Annotated in this window: 17 protein-coding genes; 13 read left to right on the top strand and 4 right to left on the bottom strand. The window is 64.4% G+C overall.

The features are described from left to right. Positions 1-34 precede the first annotated feature (34 nt). Positions 35-679, bottom strand: coding sequence for a LuxR C-terminal-related transcriptional regulator (locus LWC34_RS32910; protein WP_233729179.1), 645 nt, complete (start codon positions 677-679; stop codon positions 35-37). Further along, positions 676-1,881, bottom strand: coding sequence for a sensor histidine kinase (locus LWC34_RS32905; RefSeq protein WP_233729178.1), 1,206 nt, complete (start codon positions 1,879-1,881; stop codon positions 676-678). The genes LWC34_RS32910 and LWC34_RS32905 overlap by 4 nt, the downstream gene beginning before the upstream one ends. 277 nt (positions 1,882-2,158) lie before the next feature. On the opposite strand from LWC34_RS32905, the gene rpsO reads away from it, so the two are divergent. The 13 genes from rpsO to LWC34_RS32840 all read left to right on the top strand — a co-directional run bounded on the left by rpsO (position 2,159) and on the right by LWC34_RS32840 (position 15,228). Further along, a complete protein-coding gene (gene rpsO, locus LWC34_RS32900) occupies positions 2,159-2,428 on the top strand; it encodes a 30S ribosomal protein S15 (protein ID WP_054294817.1) in 270 nt (89 codons plus the stop codon). A 220-nt stretch (positions 2,429-2,648) separates the two neighbouring features. Continuing rightward, entirely contained in the window at positions 2,649-4,919 is a 2,271-nt protein-coding gene (locus LWC34_RS32895; protein WP_233729177.1) for a polyribonucleotide nucleotidyltransferase, read from the top strand. Beyond that, complete coding sequence (locus LWC34_RS32890) at positions 4,916-6,286, top strand: M16 family metallopeptidase (RefSeq protein ID WP_233729176.1); 1,371 nt, start codon at positions 4,916-4,918, stop codon at positions 6,284-6,286. Before LWC34_RS32895 ends, LWC34_RS32890 begins: the two co-directional genes overlap by 4 nt. Next, the gene (gene dapB, locus LWC34_RS32885; RefSeq protein WP_233729175.1) at positions 6,283-7,023 is read left to right on the top strand and encodes a 4-hydroxy-tetrahydrodipicolinate reductase; all 741 of its coding nucleotides are present in this window, start codon (positions 6,283-6,285) and stop codon (positions 7,021-7,023) included. The genes LWC34_RS32890 and dapB overlap by 4 nt, the downstream gene beginning before the upstream one ends. A gap of 2 nt (positions 7,024-7,025) precedes the next feature. Next, the gene (locus LWC34_RS32880; protein WP_233730915.1) at positions 7,026-7,466 is read left to right on the top strand and encodes a hypothetical protein; all 441 of its coding nucleotides are present in this window, start codon (positions 7,026-7,028) and stop codon (positions 7,464-7,466) included. 9 nt (positions 7,467-7,475) lie between these two features. Next, entirely contained in the window at positions 7,476-8,918 is a 1,443-nt protein-coding gene (locus tag LWC34_RS32875) for an amidase (RefSeq protein ID WP_233729174.1), read from the top strand. Between the two features lie 257 nt (positions 8,919-9,175). After that, positions 9,176-10,168, top strand: coding sequence for an autoinducer 2 ABC transporter substrate-binding protein (locus LWC34_RS32870; protein ID WP_233729173.1), 993 nt, complete (start codon positions 9,176-9,178; stop codon positions 10,166-10,168). After that, positions 10,152-11,585, top strand: a complete 1,434-nt coding sequence (locus LWC34_RS32865; protein ID WP_233729172.1) for a sugar ABC transporter ATP-binding protein — start codon at positions 10,152-10,154, stop codon at positions 11,583-11,585. Before LWC34_RS32870 ends, LWC34_RS32865 begins: the two co-directional genes overlap by 17 nt. Then, on the top strand, positions 11,582-12,532 hold the full coding sequence (locus tag LWC34_RS32860) for an ABC transporter permease (protein ID WP_233729171.1): 951 nt from the start codon (positions 11,582-11,584) through the stop codon (positions 12,530-12,532). Before LWC34_RS32865 ends, LWC34_RS32860 begins: the two co-directional genes overlap by 4 nt. Beyond that, complete coding sequence (locus LWC34_RS32855; RefSeq protein WP_233729170.1) at positions 12,529-13,509, top strand: ABC transporter permease; 981 nt, start codon at positions 12,529-12,531, stop codon at positions 13,507-13,509. Before LWC34_RS32860 ends, LWC34_RS32855 begins: the two co-directional genes overlap by 4 nt. 498 nt (positions 13,510-14,007) lie before the next feature. Beyond that, positions 14,008-14,166, top strand: coding sequence for an RlpA-like double-psi beta-barrel domain-containing protein (locus tag LWC34_RS32850; protein ID WP_233729169.1), 159 nt, complete (start codon positions 14,008-14,010; stop codon positions 14,164-14,166). Between the two features lie 13 nt (positions 14,167-14,179). Continuing rightward, complete coding sequence (locus LWC34_RS32845) at positions 14,180-14,758, top strand: cell wall protein (RefSeq protein WP_233729168.1); 579 nt, start codon at positions 14,180-14,182, stop codon at positions 14,756-14,758. Then, the gene (locus LWC34_RS32840) at positions 14,758-15,228 is read left to right on the top strand and encodes a MauE/DoxX family redox-associated membrane protein (RefSeq protein WP_372496744.1); all 471 of its coding nucleotides are present in this window, start codon (positions 14,758-14,760) and stop codon (positions 15,226-15,228) included. The genes LWC34_RS32845 and LWC34_RS32840 overlap by 1 nt, the downstream gene beginning before the upstream one ends. Before the next feature lie 79 nt (positions 15,229-15,307). Here LWC34_RS32840 and LWC34_RS32835 read toward each other — a convergent pair whose 3' ends face one another. Both LWC34_RS32835 and LWC34_RS32830 read right to left on the bottom strand, forming a co-directional pair. Then, positions 15,308-16,774, bottom strand: coding sequence for a DUF1996 domain-containing protein (locus LWC34_RS32835; protein ID WP_233729166.1), 1,467 nt, complete (start codon positions 16,772-16,774; stop codon positions 15,308-15,310). Positions 16,775-16,891: 117 nt separating this feature from the next. Then, a complete protein-coding gene (locus LWC34_RS32830) occupies positions 16,892-18,346 on the bottom strand; it encodes a DUF1996 domain-containing protein (protein WP_233729165.1) in 1,455 nt (484 codons plus the stop codon). Between the last annotated feature and the right edge of the window lie 46 nt (positions 18,347-18,392).

Below are 18,392 nucleotides of genomic sequence, written 5' to 3'. Positions count from 1 at the left end.
GTCGTCGCCCTGCCGGGCATCGGCATGACGAATGCTAACCCGACAGGTAACGCAGCACGGCCAGCACGCGCCGGTGGTCGGTCTCCGACGGCGGCAGGCCGAGCTTGCCGAAGATGCTGCTGATGTGCTTCTCCACGCTGCCATCGCTGACATACAAGGACTTGGCGATCGCGGCATTCGTCCTGCCCTCGGCCATCAGCCCGAGAACTTCACGTTCCCTGGCCGTCAAAGCCGAAAGATCCTGGGAACGCCTGCTCGCGCCAAGAACCTGAGTCACAACCTCCGGATCGAGCACGGTCCCGCCAGCCGCGATCTGCTCGCAGGCGGACATGAAGTCACCCACGTCCGCAACCCGGTCCTTCAACAAATACCCAACCCCACGAGCCCCGCCAGCCAACAGTTCCGACGCATACCGGGTCTCGATGTGTTGCGAGAAAACCAACAACCCCACCGAAGGATGCGTTTTCCGGACGGCCAAAGCCGAACGGATGCCTTCGTCGGTGAAACTCGGTGGCATGCGGACGTCCACCACAGCAATGTCCGGAACATGCGAGGCGACCGCGGCTTCGAGTTCCAACCCCGTGCTGACCGTCGCCACGACCGTGTGGCCACGCGTGGTCAGCAGCAAGGACAGGCCGTCCCTGAGTACGGCGCTGTCCTCGGCGATGACGATCCTCATGCTGGAAATGAGATCACGACCTTGGTCGGGCCGCCCAAAGGGCTGTCGACCGCCACAGTTCCGTCCACAGTGGCCACACGTTCGCGTAAACCGGCCAATCCCGCGCCGGGTTTCACCAACGCGCCACCGATTCCGTTGTCCACGACCTCGATCCGGGGCCCAGGACCAGTGACAGACACCGAGGCTTCGGTTGCCATGGAGTGCTTGGCGATGTTCGTGAGCAGCTCGGCCGTACAGAAGTACGCGATCATCTCGATCGCCTGGGCTGGACGGGAATCCAGCGACACCGACAACGACACAGGGATCGGGCTGCGGGACGCCAAAGTGGCCAGTGCAGCGTCGAGCCCCTTGTCCAGCGCGGCCGGGTGGATTCCACGAGCCAGATCGCGGACTTCGACCAAGGCTTCCTTGGCGTTCGTGTGGGCGAGGTCGACCAGCTTGCGGGTCATCGCCAGGTCAGGTTCGCCGTTCAGCTCCTCTTTCACCATGCCGAGGTGCATCGCCAGCGCGACCATCCGTGCCTGGGTGCCGTCATGCAGGTCACGCTCGATCTGCCGCAACCGAGCCGCGGTGTCGTCAACCGCGTGAGCCCGGGTTTCCTCCAGGTCACGGACCCGTTGCGACAGCGTTGTCGGACCAAGCAGCCCGCGGATCAGCATCCGGTCCAGCCACAACAGACCATGCGTCACGCGCGGCGCCGCCCACAGCAGACCCAGCCCAACCAGGGCCAACAACACAGCATTGGGCCAGGTGTCCACCTTGAAGTCGACGAACGGCAGCCCGAGCTTGTCCGAGAGCACGTACCAATAGGCGATGTGGGTCAGCATGAACAGCCCATAGACCCAAAACGCCATGCTCAGCACGAACGTGGCCACCCCGACAGGCGCCTTGAGCACGACGTAGAGCACCGCACGCCAACTCGCCGGGTCACGCAGCACCGCCGGGATGATTCCGCTGGTCGGCGCCGGGGGATCGGGCTTCGCGACCTTCGTACCGAGCAACGACCGGGCCATACCTCGATATGTATTGCCGAGCCCACGCGCGATGAGCACACCGAGCGCGGCGATGGGCAGACCGATCAGCGTGATGGACAACCCCGCGCCGACCACGAGCGGGGCGAGCATCGCCACCAGTCCCACGAGGCACATGGGCAGGCAGGCGAGCACGTAGAGCACCTCAGCCCCTGTGCGTTTCGTGAACATATGCCCAGCTTGCCGCACGCTTCGTGACCGGACGACCCGGTTAGCCCCCATGCCGAAAATAAGCACGAGCGTCAGGCCACCTCGATTCAGTAGAATGGACATCACCTGGTCGACTGCGAGATCCGAGCGTGTGGCGCCCGCTCGGTTGCCTGCGTGCGCGTCGGCCCTGATATCCTTCGTAGTTGGGTCCTGCTGTAGTCCGTGGCGGCTGGTACCGACTAACGCCCTGTTACCGGGCGTCCTCACGGGACACATAGCTGAACAAGGAGAAACACGCGTGGCGCTGACCACCGACCAGAAGAAGACGATCCTCGGCGAGTACGGCTTGCACGACTCGGACACCGGATCACCCGAGGCACAGGTCGCCCTGCTGACCAAGCGGATCAGTGACCTGACCCGGCACCTTCAGGAGCACAAGCACGACCACCACTCCCGCCGCGGCTTGCTGCTGCTGGTGGGTCGCCGCCGCCGGTTGCTCAACTACGTGGCCAAGGTGGACATCCAGCGGTACCGGTCGCTGATCCAGCGACTCGGCCTCCGCAGGTGAGCTTGGGAGGGGGAGCGGCCAGGGGCCGCTCCCCCTCCGCACATTGACAAGAAACAAGAGGGCTTAGCGGACGGGGCAGTAACTGCGCCGGTCCTCGGTAGTGGCTTCCGGGTGAGCAAAGAGGAGACCCGGGGGCTTCGATCGAAGACCGGCCTCGTCCACACCGCGTCGACGGCGGAAGTTCCGACCGCGGGCCCGTAAGACGAGGAGAAACAACTACATGACTGACTCCCAGGAACCTGGGGTCCACGAGACCACTGCCGTGATCGACAACGGCAAGTACGGCACTCGCACGGTCCGCTTCGAGACCGGCCGCCTCGCGCGGCAGGCCGCGGGCAGCGTCGTGGCCTACCTCGACGAGGAGACCATGCTGCTGTCGGCGACCACCGCGTCGAAGCACCCGAAGGAGCACTTCGACTTCTTCCCGCTGACGGTCGACGTCGAAGAGCGGATGTACGCGGTCGGCCGCATCCCCGGCGCGTTCTTCCGCCGTGAGGGCCGCCCCTCCACCGACGCCATCCTGGCCTGCCGGTTGATCGACCGGCCGCTGCGCCCGTCGTTCGTCGACGGCCTGCGCAACGAGATCCAGGTCGTCGTCACGGTGATGAGCCTGGCGCCGCAGGACCTCTACGACGTCGTGGCGATCAACGCCGCTTCTGCCTCCACCCAGCTGGCCGGCCTGCCGTTCTCCGGCCCGGTCGGTGGCGTGCGCGTTGCTCTGATTGAGGGCCAGTGGGTCGCGTTCCCGACCTACGAGCAGCTGGAGAAGGCCGTGTTCGACATGGTCGTCGCCGGCCGGATCGTCGGCGAGGACGTCGCGATCATGATGGTCGAGGCCGAGGCGACCGAGAACGTGATCGACCTGATCGGCGAGGGCGGCACCGCGCCGACCGAGCAGGTCGTGGCCGAGGGCCTCGAGGCCGCGAAGCCGTTCATCCGCTCGCTGTGCGTCGCGCAGCAGGAGCTGGCCGGTCTCGCCGCGAAGGAGACCGCTGAGTTCCCGGTCTTCCCGGCCTACCAGCCGGACGCGTACGAGGCTGTCCAGGCCGCCGCTTCCGAGAAGCTGGCCGAGGCGCTGACCATCGCGGGCAAGAAGGAGCGCGAGGCCGCGATCGACGACGTCAAAGCCGGTGTGCTTGAGATGGTCGGCGAGCGCGAGGAGTTCGAGGGCCGCGAGAAGGAGCTCGGCGCTGCCTTCCGTTCGCTGAACAAGAAGCTGGTCCGCCAGCGGATCCTGCGTGACAAGGTCCGCATCGACGGCCGTGGCCTCACCGACATCCGTCAGCTGTCCGCCGAGGTCGCCGTGATCCCGCGGGCGCACGGTTCGGCGCTGTTCGAGCGCGGCGAGACCCAGATCCTGGGTGTCACCACGCTGAACATGCTGCGGATGGAGCAGCAGATCGACTCGCTGTCGCCCGAGACGCACAAGCGCTACCTGCACCACTACAACTTCCCGCCTTACTCGACCGGTGAGACCGGCCGGGTCGGGTCGCCCAAGCGCCGCGAGATCGGCCACGGCGCGCTCGCCGAGCGTGCGCTGGTCCCGGTCCTGCCCAAGCGGGACGAGTTCCCGTACGCACTGCGTCAGGTCTCGGAAGCGTTGGGCTCCAACGGTTCCACCTCGATGGGCTCGGTGTGTGCGTCGACCCTGTCGATGCTCAACGCCGGTGTGCCGCTCAAGGCGCCGGTCGCGGGTATCGCGATGGGCCTGGTGTCCGACATCATCGACACAGGCGACGGCCCCAAGACTGAATATGTCGCGCTGACCGACATCCTCGGTGCCGAGGACGCCTTCGGTGACATGGACTTCAAGGTCGCCGGTACCAAGGACTTCGTGACCGCGCTGCAGCTGGACACGAAGCTCGACGGCATCCCGTCGGAGGTGCTCGCCAAGGCGCTGGCCCAGGCGTACGACGCCCGGCTGACGATTCTCGAGGTGATCGCCGAGGCGATCGACAAGCCGGACGAGATGAGCCCGTTCGCGCCGCGCGTGACCAGCGTGAAGATCCCGGTCGACAAGATCGGCGAGGTCATCGGCCCGAAGGGCAAGATGATCAACTCGATCACCGAGGAGACCGGCGCCGACATCTCGATCGAGGATGACGGCACGATCTACGTCGGTGCGGCGGACGGCCCGTCGGCCGAGGCGGCGATCTCCAAGATCAACGCCATCGCCAACCCGCAGCTGCCGAAGGTCGGCGAGCGCTTCCTCGGCACGGTCGTCAAGACCGCCGCCTTCGGCGCGTTCGTGTCCCTGCTGCCGGGCAAGGACGGCTTGGTGCACATCTCCAAGCTGGGCAACGGCAAGCGGATCGGCAAGGTCGAGGACGTCGTCAAGGTCGGCGACAAGCTTCGCGTCGAGATCGCCGACATCGACTCGCGCGGCAAGATCAGCCTGGTGCTGGTCAAGGAGGAAGACGCCGAGAAGAAGGCCGACGAGGCCGCGGCCACCGACGAGAAGGCATCGGCAGAGGAGCCCGCGACCACGTGACGGTTCGCAGTTCACAAGCCGCGGGCGCTGCCCGCGGCTTTCTGCAAAAGCCCGGCACCACCCGCACGCTTGAGCGCACGGAAGCCGGTGAGGTCCGCCGGACCTTGCTGCCAGGCGGACTGCGGGTGGTGACCGAGCACGTTCCCGGCGTGCGATCGGCCTCGGTCGGTATGTGGGTCGGTGTCGGGTCCCGCGACGAGCAGCCGAACGTCGCGGGTTCCGCGCACTACCTCGAGCACCTGCTCTTCAAGAGCACCTCGCGGCGCACCGCGATGCAGATCGCCGAGGAGATCGACGCGGTCGGCGGCGAGCTGAACGCGTTCACCGCCAAGGAACACACCTGCTACTACGCGCACGTCCTCGACGAGGACCTGCCGCTGGCGGTGGACCTGGTGTGTGACGTGGTCTTCGAGGCGTTGTGCACGGAGAAGGACATGGAAACCGAGCGCAGCGTCGTGCTCGAAGAGATCGCGATGCGTGACGACGACCCGGAAGACCTGCTGCACGACGCGTTCTGCGCCGCGCTGTTGCCGGATCACACGCTCGGCCGTCCAGTCCTCGGCTCGGAGAAGTCCATCACCGAACTGAGCCGCAACGCGCTGTACAACTTCTACAAGCGCCGCTACACGCTGCCCAAGATGGTCTTCGCGGTCGCTGGCAACATCAAGCACGCTGACGTACTTCGCTTGGTGCGTAAGGCACTCAAGGCGCGCTTGGTTGGCGACGTTGCTCCCGTTGCTCCGCGTAAGGGCCGTGCTCGCATCGCTGGTGCTCCGCGCCTGGTTCTCCACACGGAGGACACGGAACAGACGCACCTCATGCTCGGCGTGCGCGCGTTGGACCGGCACGACGACCGTCGGTTCACGTTGGGCGTGCTGAACGCGGCGCTGGGCGGCGGGATGAGTTCCCGGCTGTTCCAGGAAGTCCGCGAGAAGCGTGGCCTGGCGTACCAGGTCTACTCGTCGATCGCGTCCTATTCGGACACTGGGCATCTCTCGGTTTACGCGGGCGTGCAACCGGACCGGCTTGGCGAAACGGCCTCGGTGATCCGCGATGTGCTCGCGCAGGTCGCGCGTGAAGGCCTGAGCGACGCGGAAGTCGCGCGTGGCAAAGGACAACTGCGCGGCGGGCTCGTGCTTGGCTTGGAGGACACCAGTTCCCGGATGTCGAGGATCGGCAAGGGCGAGCTGACGTACGGTGACTACCTGACCGTCGGCGAGACGCTCGACCGGATCGACGCGGTGACCGGCGAGGATATCGCCTTGCTTGCCAAGGAGTTGCTGTCCCGGCCGATCGCCGCGGCAGTAGTCGGCCCGTACGATCACGTCGACGATGTGCCCGTCGAGGTTCACGAGGTGATGAAATGACGATCCGCGTTGGCGTGCTCGGCGCGCAAGGGCGGATGGGTGCCGAGGTCTGCCGTGCCGTTGACGCGGCGGAGGGCATGGAGGTTGTCGCCAAGATCGACGTCGGCGACGACATCTCTAAGCTGGACGGCGCCCAGGTGGTCGTCGACTTCACCCACCCCGACGTGGTCATGGACAACGTCAAGTACGCGGTGGAGCACGGAATCCATTGTGTCGTGGGCACTTCGGGCTTCTCTGCTGCGCGGCTGGACACCGTTTCCGAATGGCTCGCGGCCGCACCGGAAGTCGGCGTGCTCATCGCCCCGAACTTCGCGATCGGCGCGGTGTTGTCGATGCGTTTCGCGGAGATGGCGGCGAAGTACTACGAGTCGGTCGAGATCATCGAGCTGCACCACCCGCGTAAGGCCGACGCACCATCGGGAACGGCCGCACACACAGCCCGCCTGATCGGCGCCGCGCGCGCCGCCGCAGGCCTCGGCTTGGCGCCGGATGCGACCACGCACGACCCAGACGGTGCCCGCGGCGCGTTGGTCGACGACGTGCGTGTGCACGCAGTGCGCCTCTCGGGACTGATCGCGCACCAGGAAGTCCTGTTCGGTGGGCCAGGGGAGACCCTGACCATTCGGCACGACTCGACGGACCGCAACTCGTTCATGCCCGGCGTGGTGCTCGCGGTGCGGTCGATCGTCGACCGTCCCGGCCTGCTCGTCGGCCTCGACAAGCTGATGGACCTGTGAAACTGTCCGCCCGGACAACAGCGCTGCTGCTGACAGCAGTGCTGGTGGTGTACTTCGTGCTGATGACCGGGCGGGCGATCGCGTTGCTGGAAACCGGAACCGGGGTCGGCATCGGCCTCGGTATCGGTGTTTTACTGCTGCCCATCGTAGGCGCGTGGGTGGCCGTCGCGACGATTCGCTTCGGCCTGCAAACCGAGCGCCTCGGCCAACGCCTGGCCGCCGAGGGCTTGTTGCCGGATACTTCTTCGTTGCCCCGCATGCCTTCCGGCCGGATTGACCGCGCGGCCGCGGATGCTTGGTTTGACGAGCGTAAGGCTGAAGTTGAGGCTGCGCCGGAAGATTGGCGTACGTGGTTCCGCCTCGCCCACGGCTACGACATCGCCGGTGATCGCCGTCGTGCCCGCGAAGCGATGCGTAAAGCTCTGGAGCTGTCCGCCCAGTAAAGTTGATGGATGGAGCGACAGGCCGGGTTAGAGTGGGCGATGCCGTTCGTCACCGCGTCCGTGGACGCGATCGCAGAGGCTGAAGGCATCGACTCGGCCCCGGACAGCCCTCGGTCTTCGATCCCTGTGCGTTTCGAGCCTGTGGTTTCTTCTGACGTGACCTCGCCTTGTGAACTGGGCGTGGTGGAGGCTGCGCTGGCGATCGCGGGCGGCCAGCTCTCGCCGAGGGAGTTGTTGGAGTCCTGTCTGGCGCGCATCGATCGCACCGAGCCTGTGGTGAGTGCGTTCGTGCGGCTGACTTCGGAGGCTGCTCGGAGCCAGGCCGACTTGGCTGGCCAGCCGACGGGTGTGTTGCACGGGATTCCGTTTGCGGCCAAGGATTTGTTCGACACCACGAATGTGGCCACGGAGTATGGCAGCCGGGTTTTCGCGGGACGGATGCCCGCGTGGGATGCGACTGTGGTGAGCCGGGTCCGGTCCGCTGGCGGGATCTTGGTGGGCAAGACGGCGACGCATGAGATCGCTTATGGCGTGTCCACGCCTGGGGTGCGTAACCCGTGGGATCTGACTCGGATGGTGTCGGGGTCTTCCGGTGGTTCGGCTGCTGCTTTGGCCGCCCGGCAGGTGCCGATGGCTTTGGGCACGGATACGGGCGGTTCGCTGCGGTTGCCGTCGGCGTTTTGCGGGACTTCGGCCATTCGTCCGACTCATGGCCTCATCCCGCGTAATGGCGTGATGACCTTGGCGCCTTCTTTCGATGCTGTTGGCCCGATGGCTCGTAGCGCGCGGGACTGCCTGTTGCTGCTGCGGGTGCTGGCCGGTGAACCTGGTTCGCTTGCTGCGCCCGTGGTCGACCTTCGGCAGGTTCGGGTTGGGCTTGCCGATATCGCGACTCCTTATGAGGTAGCTGTCGCGGAAACCCTGCGGTCATTGGGCGCGCAGATCATCGAGGTCACGTTGCCTTCGCTGCCGATCACCCAGGCTGCCGCGAGCGTGCTCGTGTTTGCCGAGGCCGCTTGTGAATTCCGTGCCCAGATAGCGGATGGCGCGCAGTTCGCCGATGACATTCAGGCGTTCCTTGAGGCCGGATTGACCGTCCTGGCGTCCGATTTCCTGCACGCCACCAGGGTCCGGGCCGCGATCCGGCGTGACTACGCGAACCTGCTGGGGACAGTGGACGTGCTCCTGCTGCCCACCAGCCCAATCACCGAGCTGCCACACGGGATTTCCGAGTATGAGGGTGTACCGCTGATTCCGGTGCTCACGCCGTACACGTTCCCGGCCAGCCTGACCGGTTTGCCAGCGATCGCATTCCCTTGCGGTTTCAGCACTTCCGGCATGCCCGTCGGGGCACAGCTGATGGGTCCCGCGCATTCAGAGGACTTGCTTGCTGCCGTCGCCGACGCCTACCAGCAGGCAACGGATTGGCACACGCGCATTCCACCCGTATGACCACTGTGGATTTCACCCCGCCGTGTCCACCACTCCGACACACCGTGTCCACCGTTGCGGCAGCATGAAATTCCCCATGATCATGCCCCTGGCGATTTCGTGGTGCCGGAAAGTGCATCTCATTGTGCTGGAATGGTGGACACGGTGTGCTGGAAAGGTGGACACGCGGGTGGCGGAGTGGCCGGGGCTTGAACGAGATGTGAGGCGGGGCTAAGTTCGGCCTGTGGGTGATTGAAACGTCTCAACGGGGAGCGGCCATGCGTGCTGGTTTCGCTGTGTTACTGAGCCTCTGTTTGATCATCACCGGGTGCAGCAAGAAGGAACAGCCCCCGGCTGGCGGCCAACCGCGGATCAAGGTCGCCTTCGTCCCGAAGTTGCAGGGTATCCCGTACTTCGAGGCGATGAACACCGGCGGGCAGAAGGCCGCGCAGGAGCTCGGCATCGACTGGATCTACAAGGGCGGCACGACCGCCGACCCCGGTGCGCAGACCGAGATTCTCAAGTCGCTCATCCAGCAGAAGGTCGACGTGCTGGTGGTGGCGCCGAACGACCCCGACTCCGTCGTCCCGATCCTCGCCGACGCCGCGAGCAAGGGCATCAAGGTGCTGACGTCCGACACCGACGCGCCGAATTCCGTGCGGGAGTTGTTCGTCAACCAGGCGACGGCCGACGGGATCGCGCACTCGGTCATCGACTCGCTGATGGCGCCGATGGGCGGCAAAGGCAAGTACGCGATCGTCTCTTGTGGCCAGACGGCCGCGAACCTCAACACGTGGATCGGAGTGCAGAAGCGCTACGCGGCCGAGAAGTACCCGAACGCCACCCTCGTCGACACGGTTTACGCCGGTGAGGACGAAGCAAAGGGCGTGTCCATGGCGAAGGACCTGCTGAACGCGCATCCGGACCTGACCGGCCTGATCGGCCAGTGCACGACGTCGGCGCCGGGTGTTGCGAAGGCCGTGCGTGAGGCGGGCAAGCTCGGGAAGGTCTTCACGGTTGGTGTGGGCACGCCGAATTCGATGAAGCCTTACTTGCAGGACGGGTCGTCTTCGACCTCGATCCTGTGGGACGTCGAGCAGTTGGGCTATCTGACCGCATGGGCCGGTGCGAAGGTCAAACGTGGCGAAGCGATACAGGCTTCGAACAACGTGTCGGCCAAGCTGCCTGCGGTGAAGTTCGAGAACAAGATGTTGTTGCTGGGTGATCCGTTGAAGCTCACCAAGGACAACGTCGGTGACTACGACTACTGACGCGCTGCTCACGCTTACCGGAATCCGCAAGCACTATGGCGGCGTCTATGCGTTGCAAGGTGTGGATTTCGAGGTGCGGCCCGGTGAGGTGCACGGACTTGTCGGCGCCAATGGTGCTGGCAAGTCCACGCTGATCAAGATCGTGTCCGGGGCGGAGAAAGCCGACGAGGGCACGGCTTCGCTCAATGGCGAGGCGTTGGGAGATACGGTCAAGGCGCTCAGGGCCGGGATCGCCACCGTGTATCAGGATCCGCAGCTTTTCGGCGAGTTGACGGTGGCTGAGAACGTTTTCGTCGGGCGAGAGTTGAGGAGGAATTACCTGGTCGACTGGCGTGAGCAACAGCGGCGGGCCACAGAGCTGCTGACCAGCCTTGGGCTCAGCGAGAAACTCGCCGGGCAGCGCGTCGCGGATCTTTCTGTCGCCGAGCAACAGCTTGTTTCTGTCGCTAAGGCGCTTGCCCACGAGGCCCGGATTCTCATTCTTGACGAGCCGTCCGCCATCCTGACCGACCGGGAGATCGAAACCCTTTTCACAGCCATCAGAACCCTGAAGGACCGGGGAGTCGGCATCATCTACGTCAGCCATCGCCTCGATGAGCTCGCGCAGATCACCGACCGCGTAACGGTTCTGCGAGACGGCAAGGTCGTCGCGAGTGAGCCGACGAAAGATCTGACCGTACGCCAGATCGCCGAACTAATGGTTGGTCACGCCATCAACGGCACCACAGCCGAAGCCGGCGCGCCCCAAGGCGAGCCGGTCCTGAGAGTGGAGGACCTGAACCGTCGCAACAGGTTCACGAACGTGAGCCTCGAAGTCCGGCCAGGGGAGATCGTCTCCCTGTTCGGCTTGGTTGGCTCAGGCACAGGCTCGATTGCCCGCGCGATCTACGGCGTCGAACCCGCTGACTCCGGTACAGTCCGAACAGGACAGACGGCGATGCTCCCAGGCGATCGGTCGCGTCAGGGTGTGTTCGCCACCAAGACCGTCGGCTTCAACATCTCCATCGCATCGTTGAAAGGCCTGTGGCTGAAACGTAAGCAGGAACGCCGCACGGCCATCGAGTTCATCGAACGCATGCAGATCAAGACCCCAGGCCCGAACGCCCTCATCGCAACGCTCTCCGGCGGGAACCAGCAGAAGGTCGTCCTGGCACGGCAATTGGTCGAACGCCCGGAGGTCCTCGTGCTGGAGGAACCGACTCAGGGTGTCGATGTCGGTGCCAAGGAGGAGATCCACGGCCTGGTCAGGGACATCGTCGGGCAGGGTACGGCCGTCCTTCTCGTGTCGTCGGACTTGCCGGAAGTGATGAGCCTCGCGGAAAAGATCCTGGTTGTCCGGGGCGGCCGGATCACCGCGCGCTTTGACCGAGGGGCGGCGCAGGCGGACGTGCTCGCGGCAGCGGCGGGTGACGAGTGACCAAGACCGAGGGGCAAGAGGTCGTCCTCATCGCCGTACTCGCGGTGCTGTGGCTGGCGCTCGGGTTCGGCACCGACACCTTCTTCGCAGCCGCCAACCTCCAGAACATCCTGGCCACGGTCGCTCCGGTGACCATCATCGGTGTCGGCATGACCGCGGTCATCGTCACCGCCGGGATTGATGTGTCGGTTGGCAGCGCGCTTGCAGTCGTGATGGTCGTCGTCGCGCAAATGTTGCGGGATACCGAGCTGGCGCTTGTTCCAGCGATACTTCTTGGCCTGGGAGTAGGCGGAGTTCTCGGTGCGATCAACGGCGTCCTTGTCGCATACGGCCGAGTGCACGCGATCATCATCACCTTCGGCACATTGAACATCTTCCGGTTCGTCGCACTCCAGATCTTCGACGGCAAGGAAGTCGCGGGAGTCCCAGCAATCCTGGAATTCCTCGGCGGCGGCGCCGAAGGACGAAGCTTCGGCATCCCGCACGCCTGGCTCTTGGCGATCCTGCTCGCCGCAGGCATGTGGTTCTACATGCGACACGCGCCAACCGGCCGTCACCTCTATGCGATAGGCGGCAACGCGCCCGCCGCCCGGCTGGCTGGGATCCGGGTGACCAGGCGCTTGGTTGGCGTGTACACGATCACGGGTGTCCTCGTTGGACTGGCGGCCTGCTGTGTCATCGGTGGCGGCGGGCTCGTTGGCCAAAGCGCCGGAACAGGCTTGGAACTTCAGGTGATCGCGGCTGTGGTGATCGGCGGGACGAGCATCCTCGGTGGCCGCGGATCCGTTCTGGGCACGGTCCTTGGGGCGTTGCTGGTCGGCACGGTCACGAGCGCGGTCACATTGCTCGGCTGGCGCAGTGAGCTGACGGCTCTGTTCATCGGGGTGTTCATTCTGCTGGCTGTGGGCGCGGATTTGATTCGGGAGCGAAGGAGGCGGCGCCTGTGAAACGGCTGATTACCGACCGCGTCCTGCTTCTGTTCGCGTTGCTCGTCATTCTCGTGGTCTGGATGAGCGTGCTTGGCGCGAACGGCTACTTGGTGGCGCCGTACGATGCGGACTATCTCCTGTCCTCTTTGGAATCTTTTGTTCCGCTGTGCTTGCTTGGCTTGGCTGAGCTGTTGGTGATTGTGTCCGGGCGTGGTGGGATCGACCTGTCGGTCGGGGCGATGGTCAGCCTGGTTGGCATGATGTTCGGGTTCATGGTCGGCTTTTGGCACTGGCCGGTGTGGCTCGCGATCGCCGGCGCGCTCGTGGCTGGCGCGGTTCTTGGGGCTGTGAACGGTTTCCTGGTCGCGTGGCTTGGTGTTCCCGCCCTTATCGCGACTTTGGCGACGTACTACGCCTTTACCTCGTTGGCCTTGGTCAGCAACAACAATGCGCCGATCTCCACGCAGCCGATCCAGGACCTGCATTCGCTCACCAGCACAGTTGGCCAGGTTCCGTTGCAGGTGTTCACGTTCCTGCTGCCGTGCGCCGTGCTGGCTTGGTTGCTGGCCAACCGGACCAACTATGGCAGGCGTCTCTACGCGGTCGGCACGAATGAGGCCGCGGCCAAGTTCGCCGGTCTTCCCGTTGTGAGCATTAGATTCCGTGCCTATGTACTTTCCGGGATGCTCTCGGCCGTGGTCGCGGTGATAACGGTGGCACAGTTCGCTTCCGCACGCCCGGATGCCGGAACTGTCGGCAACGGCATGGCTTTGCCCGCGATCACCATCGCGATCCTTGGCGGCACGGCGATTACCGGCGGGATCGGCCGCGTTGGCGGCGTGCTCATTGCTTCGCTGTTCGTGGTCTGGCTCAACGCTGGGATCCTGCTCGCGTTCGAGGATTCGCGGGGAAGCCAGTACCAACTGCTGGCGCTTGGCGCGGTTTTGGTGGTCTCCGCGCTGCTCAACCGGGTCACGCTCGCCCGACGGGAGTAGCGGTACTGCGCCGTACGGGCGACTGTGGGATCCGTTGGCGCGATGTACCGTGCATTTTGTCAGAACATCACCAACTCCCGTCTGTTCGCGCGAAAGTTCCACCCTGTCAACGATCGTGCGATGAGGGCCAGACGAGAGCGCCGCGAGCTCGGCCGGGCTCGCGATGCGGTCTTGCCCTTTTGCAACCGAAGAGGAAGAACCTGCGCGTTCTACTGGGAGCCTCGAAGGGAGCGAAAGTCCATGGAAGTCATGGCTCCGACGACGGCCGAAGCATCTTGGTTCTGTTGTGGACCGGCGTTCGGCCCGTGTGATTCGGCCGGTGGCGGCGCATGCGGCACCTGCAGGTCAGCTAGCCTGCACTGTGCATGGCCGAACACTTCGGACGCATGCTTCGACATCACGCGTCCTGACCGCTGTGGCAACGACGTGTTACGCCGCACCTGTGGTCATCAGTTCTTCGTCAAACATCTGTGTGGCACAACCGAAATCGGCGTTACCGTGCGGGACTGCGGGCCGCAGACCGACTTGTGGTGCGGCGAACAACGCTGCTGTAGCGGCAAATGCGCGACCGACCGGCTGATCGACTTCACGCCGGCCGCGTTCACCCGGCTCGGCAACTTGTCCGCGGGGATCATCCCGGTCACGATTCGAAGCTGAGGAGGTGTCCAGAATGGAATCACGGAGGAAGTTCCTTACCGCCGCCGTGCTCACGGGTGCGACCGCGTTTGGTTCGCTGGCACCGGAAACGGCGTTCGCCGAGCAGTTGAGGCTAGACCCGGACGCCGTCGATCCGGACTTCGCTGAAGGACGGATCACCGGCATTCAGGGCACCATTCTGATGGTCACCGGATCGGACAAGACGTTCCACCGCATCCAGATCACCAGCGGCACCAGCATCTGGAAGCTGCGCAACACCACGCTCGACGACGCCAAACTCGGCGACGGCCTCTACGCGCGCGGCGCCAGGATGCCCGACGGCGTCCTGGCCGCGGACTCGATCTGGCTCAACATCGTCAACCTGCGGACGCACATTGTGGCGATCAACCGGAACGTGCTGCATCTCGATCACCACGGTCACCGCATCGTCGGGCACGTAGTCGCTGGTACGACGGCCGCTGTCTACAACGGCACTCCGGCGATCAGCGACCTGTCGTTGCTGCAGGTCGGCAAGCACGCTCAGGTGATCGGCGCGTGGCGGCCGGATACCAACGACGTCGACATCGCGACCGTCTACGCTGCGGCGGCGTGATGGAGGTTCTCGTTGCAGCCGTGCTGTTATGGGCGGCCGTCTTCAAGTTGCGTGGCGGCTCGAAGAGATCCGCGCTCGGCAAGCTGGTCGGCAAACACCGTACAAAGACAGCGTTTCGTATCATCGGCGTTGTCGAGATAGGACTGGCGATCAGCCTTCCCGTACCCGCGGGAAAGTGGGCTGTCGCGGCCTGGTTTCTCGGCCTGTTCGGATATCTGATGTGGGCACGAGTCGCCGCGCCTGACTCCTCGTGCGGCTGTCTTTCCGACAAGTTCGCGCCCGTCGGCATGCGGGCGATCGTCAGGTCGCTGGTGCTGGCGGGAGCGGTCTTTCTGCCTTGGCAGGCGGTGATGGCTGCCGTGGCGATTGTGCTGCTGTCCGCCGAACGTGACGGCGAACGGGCGACCGCCGTGTTCGCGGTTCCGCTGCAGCGCGACGAGCCCGAAGCGGTCCGTTTCGCCCTGGCATAACAGCAAAAAACCCTCGTGAGTGGTTAGTCGCGTTAGAACGCGACTAACCACTCACGAGGGATATCCAGCGCTTACTCGTTCACTCGCGGCAGTTCTTGCCCGAGTTGATGCACTTGACCAGGCGCAGCATGATCTTCTCCGACATCACGTTGGCGAAGTCGTTGTGGTCCGACGCCGGGTTGTTCTTCTCCTGCGTGAAGGAGTCGAGCGAGTAGCCACCCTTGAGCTGGACGTCCCTCGGGATGTCGTAGGTCAGGCTGATCCGCAGCTCGGGGATCGCGGTGAAGCCCTTCTTGCAGGTGCCGTTGGCCTCACGGTGGATCACGTGGTCACGGTGGTTGGCCGAGTCGATGTTCTTGCCGTCCCAGCAGCTCGGGAAGTCGTGGATCCGCATGACCTGCGAACCCTCCGGGCAGATCGGGTACTTGTCCATCAGGACCTTGTTCTCGAACCCGGAGCAGGTCCACACCTTGCGGGCGTTCTTCGGGCCGTTGGTCGACACCTTGGCGTCACCGGTCAGGATCCGCATGAACTTCGGCATCGCCTTGACCTTGGCGTTCGGGCTGCCACGGAAGGTCAGGTCGACCTTGACCGGCCGCTGGATGGTGCCGTTGTTGATACCGATCTCGAGGTTCTTGTCGCCGGGCTTCGAGTGCTTGTGCTCCTGCTTGCCCTCGGTGTTGACCTCGTTGTTCTCGTCGCCGTTGTCCGTCACGCCACCGTTGTTCGGCTGCTTGATGCCACACGGGGCGAGCTGGCCGAAGTCCTTGGGCTGCTTGCCCGGCTGCATCAGCGCCTGGGTGATCTTGTCAAGCGACTGCTTGCGCTGCTCGGTCAGCGGGCCGACGACCTCCTGGTCGATGTTCTTGGCCGTCTCGAGCTTCTTCTCGGCAGCTTCCTTCTGCTTGTCCAGGTTGTCGATCTCCTTCTCGATCACCTGGTTGGCCGAGTCGGGGATTTCCTCGGGCAGTTCGCTGGCGACGTCCTTGCAGTCCACGCGGGGTTCGCGCTTCTCGACAGCGGCGTCCTGCTGGTCCTGCTGGTAACGCTGCCAGTTGCCGTCCGAGTCCTTCGTGCCGTTCTTCTGCGATGCCTTGTCCGCGCTCGGGATGCGGACGACCGGCCAGAAGTAAGCGGACTTGTCACCGTTCTTACAGGTGGTGCCGCTCTTGGCGAGGCTCTTGTTGTTCGAGTCCGCGTTCGCGGTCAGGTTTCCGACGTAGTCGTGCAGGTGCTCGGCACCCATCTTGATGCCGGGCTGTGCGATGAAGTTGTCGGCGTTGAAGTGGCCGTTCTCGTTGCGGCCACAGTTCACTGTGAAGGTGCCGCGCGACGCGTTCCCCTGCTGCTTGGGGGGATTGACGTTCTGCTTGACCTTCGTGATGTCCACGAACTGCGACTTGTCGGCCAGTGCCGCGCTTGCGTCCGGGTCATTGCCGGTAGTCGTAACCACGACTAGGCCACCGACTGCGATCGCGAGGCCTAAGGCTCCGGTTGCGATCTTCGTTCGGCGGGAGATGCGGTGTCGCCCAGTTGTGCGGGCCATCGACTACTCACCTCGTTGTTTCATTTTTCGGTTTATCAAAGGGTTTTTGTATCGGCGGGTAAACCCCGGCAAGGCCGTGAGTGCCGCGCGGATGCGGCACTCACGGCTGTGAAGCTGCTACTCGTTACAGGTCCGGCCTTCGTTGACGCAGTCGACGAGCCTGTTCATGATCTGGTTGGACATGACGTTGGCGAAGTCGTCGTGGTCGGAGAAGGGGTTGTGCTCCTCCTCGGGGAAGGAGTCCACTTTGTACCGGCCCTGTTCCTGAACCTCCTGGGGAATGTTGTAGGTCAGGGTGATCCGCAGCTGCGGGACCGCCTTGAACCCGTTCTTGCACTGCCCGTTTTCCTGCGGGTAGATGATGTGATCCCGGTGGTTCTCGGAATCGATGTTCTCGCCGTCCCAGCAGCTGGGGAAGTCGTGGATCCGCTTCACCGGAGCGCCGTTCGGGCAGATCGGGTACTTGTTGATCAGGACCCGGTCCTCGAAACCGGCGCAGGTCCAAGAATCCCGTGCGTTCTTCGTGCCGTTGGTCGAGACCTTCGCGTCGCCGTAGAGGATGCGCAGGAACTTCGGCATCGCGACGACCTCACCGACAGGGCTGCCGCGGAACTGCAAGTCGACGTCGGCGGGACGCTGGATTTCGCCGTCGTTACCGGCCAGCTCGTTCTCGGCGTTCGGTTCGTCCAGCTCGGGCGCCTCTTCCTCGTTGCCCTGCTGGTCGTTGTTGTTCTGCTGGTTGTTGTTCTGACCCCGCTGGTCGTTGTTGTCGCCGTTGTTCTGGTTCCGGTTGTTCCGGTCACCCTGGCGCCCGTCGCCCTGCTGGTCGTTGTCGCGGCCCTGGTTCTGGGCCGCCCGCAGGCTGCCCTGCTGCACCAGGTTGTTGCGCTGGTTGCCGTCGCGGTCCTGGTCGGCGTTCTGGTTGCCGCCGTTGCGGTTGCGGCTCTGCTGCTGATCTTGCTGCTGCTGGTCAGCGTTGTCGTTGTCCTGCTGGTTGTTGTTCTGACCAGCGTCGTTGTTCTGGCCCTGCTTCTGCTGGCCAGCGTTTTCCTGACCCTGCTGCTGACCGGCGTTGTCCTGGCCTTGTTGCTGTTGCTGTTGCTGCTCGTTCTCGGCGACGTCTTCTTCGTCTTCGATCCGGATGACCGGCCAGAAGTACGCGGACTTGTCACCGTTCTTGCAGGTGGTGCCACCGGCCTGGAGGCTCTGGTTGTTCGAGTCGGCGTTGGTGGTCAGGTTCCCGACGTAGTCGTGCAGGTGCTGGGCGCCGTTGCGGACACCGGGCTGCGCGATGAAATTGTCGGGGTTGAAGTGCTCGTTCTCGTTCTTTCCGCAGTCCACCGTGAATGTGCCGGTCGACGCGTCGTTCTGCTGTTCCGGCAGGTCCACGTTCGGCTGAACGGTGGTGATGTCCACGAAGAAGGACTTGTCCGCGAGATCTGCTCTGGCCTGCCCTGGGTCACCGGCGGTCGTCCAGACCGCGATCCCACCGACTGCCAACGCGAGACCCAGTCCTAGGGTCGCGATCTTGGTTCGGCGGGAGATTCGGTGACGCCCTGAGTATCGGGCCATCGATTTCTCACCTCGTTCCGGATTTTGGCCAGGCGAGGACGCTGAA

The organism is Kibdelosporangium philippinense, assembly GCF_021390435.2.
Taxonomy (GTDB): Bacteria; Actinomycetota; Actinomycetes; order Mycobacteriales; family Pseudonocardiaceae; genus Kibdelosporangium; species Kibdelosporangium philippinense.
This window is presented reverse-complemented; position numbering and strand designations above follow the sequence as displayed.